Genomic DNA, 4,639 nt, shown 5'->3' with positions numbered 1-4,639 from the left:
GATCCCGAAACCGGACTGCCGGCGCCCTCGTGTGAATTCCCGGCTGGTTCCGGACTTGAATACTTGTACCAAGGCGCGATCTGGATCGGCGCGATCGTAAACGGCGACACGCTGGTTTCAACCGGCCACGACGGCTGGCAGCACGTTTTCGAATTCTTTCCCGATGTCTGGCCTCAGGGCAGCATCATCAAGCGCTCCAATCGGCCGAACGATCCCAACTACGATCCGGAGGCAATCAGCGAGACCGATTACATCGCCGTCTACACTGACACTCTCACCGATCCCGCTTATACCGTCCCGAATCCGGACGACGGCCGCCCACACCTGCCGCTCGGTGTCCAGATTACTCAGGAATCGTACTCCTGGAGCCGGACCGAGTATGAAGAATTCATCCTGATGCGGTTTACCATCGAGAACATTCGGACAAATGTCTTAAATGGCCTCCGCGTTGGCTTCCTTTTCGATACCGATATTTGGCATCACGCCGCTCCCAACGGATTCACCGACGATCTCACCGGATCGCTGCGCATCGCCAGTCAATTCTCCGCCGACAGTCTCCTCGTGGCCTGGAGCGCCGACAACGATGGCGACCCGGATGACGGTCTCTGGACCCCTTACTCGCCGCGTGCGGCGTTCAGCACAGTCATGCTTGGAACCCCGCCCGGATCCGCGCAATCCTTCAACTGGTGGGTGTCGAATGGTGACGCGCTGCTGGATTGGGGACCGACGCTGGCATCAAATCTTCGCCCTCTCGGCACCGGCGGTCTCGGCACGCCCGCCGGCGACCGCAATAAGTACTTCTTCATGGGCAATGGTGAGCGTGACTACGATCAATTGTGGTCGGCGATCGACTTGAGCGCCGCCGGCTGGATGCTGCCGCCGACTCCCCTCCTGGCCGCCAACTTGGCCGACGGCACCGACACGCGCTACCTTCATTCGCTGACGCTCGGCGATCTGGCCCCGGGCGAGCGCGTCACGTTCGGACTGGCTGTCATTATGGGCCCCCAGTTGCATGCCCAGCCCGATAATTTTGCCGCCCTGTTCGACGCCCTGAATCCGCAGCCGTTCTACAACTCTCTGAATTTTGACGGCCTCAAGACCAACGTCGCAACCGCGGAAGCGCTTTACCAATGCCTCTTCGGCCCTAATCCCGGCGATGTTGATCTGTCCTGCCAGGTCGGCATCTCGGATATCGTCTTCCTGGTCAACTATCTCTTTGCCGGAGGCACGACGCCGCACGACCGCAATCGCGCCGACGTCAACGCCGACTGTCGCACTAACCTGGCCGATGCCGTCTATCTCGTGAACTATGTCTTTCTGGGTGGCGCTGCACCGCTGGAGGGCTGCATCGAGTAGTCGCTCCGGCAACCGACTCAAGGAGAGGCGATTTTCCGGCGCCTTTCCCGCCGTTGCTGTTCTCTCCGCAACTACTGTTTGACGCCCAGCGCCTCCAGCTCGCGCTTGGCCCGGCGACTGTTGGGGTCGATCTCGAGCGCGCGCTTCAAAGCGGTCACCGCCTGTACCGTGTCGCCCATCGACAAGTACTCGTGGCCGAGCGCCCATTGATTGAAGGCGGAATTCGGATTGAACTCGGCATTGAGCTGCAGCGCGGCAATGATGTCGGCATCCTTGTCCTCCGGCAGCGCGAACGCCAGGTGCACCAGCGCCTGCTCACTGAAGTCAAACGTGTGGCTGCCGTAATAGCGATTGCGCAGTGCGCGGTAAGTTGAGTCGACACCCGCCCATCCCTTGCTCTGATAGACCCGTTCCAGCAGGTCAAGCAGTTGTTCCGGACGCGGCTGCCCGCGGTGGCAAGTCACGCATTCGACCTGCACCCGTCGTTCGTGCAACTCCTCGATCTTGCCGATATACGCCTGATTAATATCGCGCGTCATCGTGATCATCGCGCGTGCAATCAGCTTTTCCTCCTTCGTATCCGCGGCAAAATCCATGTCGCGCGAACCCGGGGCCTTCGGCACGTGGCAAAAATCGCAGCCAACGCCGAGCCCCGAAGTGAACCCGCCCATCACATCCATCAGCGAGTCGTGGGAAATCGCGGGCGGCAAGACCTGGAGATTCGTCGGCTTGGGACGCTCTTGCTGCTGGCCCGTGGATGAACTGAAGACCAACAACAGCGCGGTGACGGCGCCGCTTATGGTGATCACGGCGAGTTTACGATGGCGCACAAGGCGCGAATGAACGTCGGACACGGTAACAATTCCTTTCCCGTTACGTGCAGAGGGTCGGCCTGGTGCCCGCGGCAACAATGGCAAAGCGAGCTTATTGCCGCCGGGCGCGAGCAGGACATCTATCGTTTAGTGTGGGTCAACTTAGTGGATGTTCCGACGTCGCACAACTCGATTTGCGACCAAATTCTCATCGCGCCGCTTACCGGACGCCGTGCTGCAGCTTCGCCGCCTGCACCGTGTTCGTCAGCAGCATCGCGATCGTCATCGGTCCCACCCCGCCGGGAACCGGCGTAATCCAGGCGGCTTTCGCCGCGCACGATTCAAAGTGGCAGTCGCCAACCACGCGATAACCCTTCTCCGCCGTCGCATCTTCCACCCGATTGATGCCGACATCGATGACCACCGCGCCCTCCTTGATATTCTCCCCCCGCAGGAATTCCGGCTTCCCCAGCGCCGTAATCACCACATCCGCGCGCCGCGTATGCGCAAAGATATCCCGCGTCGCCGAGTGGCACACCGTGACCGTCGCGTTCGTCGCCGGCCACTTCTGCATCAGCATCGCCGCCAGCGGCTTACCGACAATATTCGAGCGGCCGACAATCACCGCCTCTTTGCCTTTCAACTCGATTCGATAGCGCTGCAGCAACTCCACCACGCCCAACGGCGTGCACGACTGGTAGCGCGGCTCGCCGATCAGCAGCCGCCCGACATTGTCGGGATGGAAGCCGTCAACGTCCTTGATCGGATCGATCCGCAGGCACGCGGCAAATTCGTCGAGATGGTTCGGAATCGGCGACTGTAGGAGAATTCCCGAGAGCTTCGGATTCTGATTCAGCCCATCCAGCAACTGATAAAGCTCCGATTGTGTGATCGCCGCGTCCCGCTTGATCACTTCCGAGTAGATCCCCAGCTTCTTGCACGCTTTGGCTTTGGAATTGACGTAGATTTCCGAGGCCGGATCGTTGCCGACCAGCACTGCCGCCAGCCCCGGCACGATCCCCCGTTGCGCCAGCGCCGCGACTTCGGCCGTTAGCTCGTCCTTGATCTGCTTGGAGACCAACGTGCCGTCGATGATCTGCGCGCTCATGGCTCCTTTTCGTCCGACAGCGCCGCGTTCATCCCGTCGGGCGCATCCTTCGAGAATCGCTCGATGTTGATCGCGCGGCCGGTCTGATCGTCGATCTCGATGATCACCCCCTGCATCTTCACATCATCGGTCGCAACCTGGAACTTGTACGGCATGCCGGTCAGAAACCGCTTCACCGCCGCTTCGTGCTTCATCCCGATAATCGACCCGTGCGGGCCGGTCATGCCAGCGTCGGTGATATACGCCGTCCCCTTGGGCAGGATCTTCTCATCCGCCGTCTGCACGTGGGTATGCGTGCCGATCACCGCCGACACCCGGCCGTCAAGATAATGCGCCAGCGCCTGCTTCTCGGAGGTCGTTTCGGCGTGGATATCGACAATAATCACGCGCGTCGTGCCGTCCACCATCAGGAGTTCGCCGTCGGCGGTCTTGAACGGACAGTCAATCTCCTTCATGTAGATCCGCCCTTGCAGATTCATGGTGGCCACCATCCGCCCGTCAGCGAGTTTGTCGATGTACATTCCCGCGCCGGGCGCCCCCGAGGGAAAATTCGCCGGCCGAATCAGCTTCGGTCCATTGGCCAGATACTCGCGGATTTCTTCCCGATCCCAGATGTGGTTGCCGGAGGTTTGCAGATCGATGCCGTAAGAAAACATCTTCTTCGACATCTCTCTTGTGATGCCGAAACCGCCGGCGGCGTTCTCGACGTTGCAGATCGTATAGTCGATCCGCTTTTCGGCTTTCAGATCACGGAGTAGCTGGGAGATGATCCAGCGCCCCGGTTTCCCCATGACGTCGGCGATGAACATTATCCGCAAGTCAAACCTCGATCACTTGGCGTAGTCGACCGAGCGCGACTCGCGAATCACGGTAACTTTGATCTGCCCCGGGTACTCCAGTTCGGTTTCGATCTTGCGGGCAATGTCGCTCGCCAGGACCGTGGCGCCGATGTCGTCGATTTCGTTGTTCTCGACAATCACGCGCACCTCGCGTCCCGCCTGGATCGCGTACGATTTCGCCACGCCCTTGAACGACTCCGCAATCTCCTCCAGCTTCTCCAAGCGCTTGATATAGCCTTCCAGCGGTTCGCGCCGCGCCCCGGGTCGCGCGCCGGAGATCGCGTCCGCCGCCTGCACCAGGATGTCGTACGGCGAAATATGCGGGATGTCGTTGTGGTGCGAACCGACGGCGTTGATCACGTACTCATGCTCATTGTACTTGCGCAGAAACGCCATCCCGATCTCGGTGTGCGTGCCCTCGGTTTCGCGGTCGATCGCCTTGCCGATATCGTGCAGGAATCCGGCGCGCTTGGCCAACTCGGCATCGAGCCCCAGCTCCGCCGCCATCAGCGCGCACAGCGTCG

Annotated in this window: 5 protein-coding genes; 1 reads left to right on the top strand and 4 read right to left on the bottom strand. The window is 60.7% G+C overall.

Annotated elements, in window-relative coordinates:
* A partial coding sequence (locus tag IT585_05620) for a hypothetical protein (GenBank protein MCC6962711.1) occupies positions 1–1,356 on the top strand: 1,356 nt, incomplete at its 5' end.
* A gap of 71 nt (positions 1,357–1,427) precedes the next feature.
* On the opposite strand, the gene IT585_05615 is transcribed toward IT585_05620, so the two are convergent.
* From IT585_05615 to IT585_05600, 4 genes are all read right to left on the bottom strand, one after another.
* On the bottom strand, positions 1,428–2,210 hold the full coding sequence (locus tag IT585_05615) for a c-type cytochrome (protein ID MCC6962710.1): 783 nt from the start codon (positions 2,208–2,210) through the stop codon (positions 1,428–1,430).
* 178 nt (positions 2,211–2,388) lie between these two features.
* The gene (folD, locus tag IT585_05610; GenBank protein ID MCC6962709.1) at positions 2,389–3,276 is read right to left on the bottom strand and encodes a bifunctional methylenetetrahydrofolate dehydrogenase/methenyltetrahydrofolate cyclohydrolase FolD; all 888 of its coding nucleotides are present in this window, start codon (positions 3,274–3,276) and stop codon (positions 2,389–2,391) included.
* A complete protein-coding gene (locus IT585_05605; GenBank protein ID MCC6962708.1) occupies positions 3,273–4,094 on the bottom strand; it encodes a TIGR00282 family metallophosphoesterase in 822 nt (273 codons plus the stop codon). Before IT585_05605 ends, folD begins: the two co-directional genes overlap by 4 nt.
* 12 nt (positions 4,095–4,106) lie before the next feature.
* Positions 4,107–4,639: HDIG domain-containing protein (locus tag IT585_05600; protein ID MCC6962707.1), on the bottom strand; the 533-nt coding region annotated here is incomplete at its 5' end.

This window comes from Candidatus Zixiibacteriota bacterium, from assembly GCA_020853795.1.
Taxonomy (GTDB): Bacteria; Zixibacteria; MSB-5A5; order CAIYYT01; family CAIYYT01; genus JADJGC01.
This window is presented reverse-complemented; position numbering and strand designations above follow the sequence as displayed.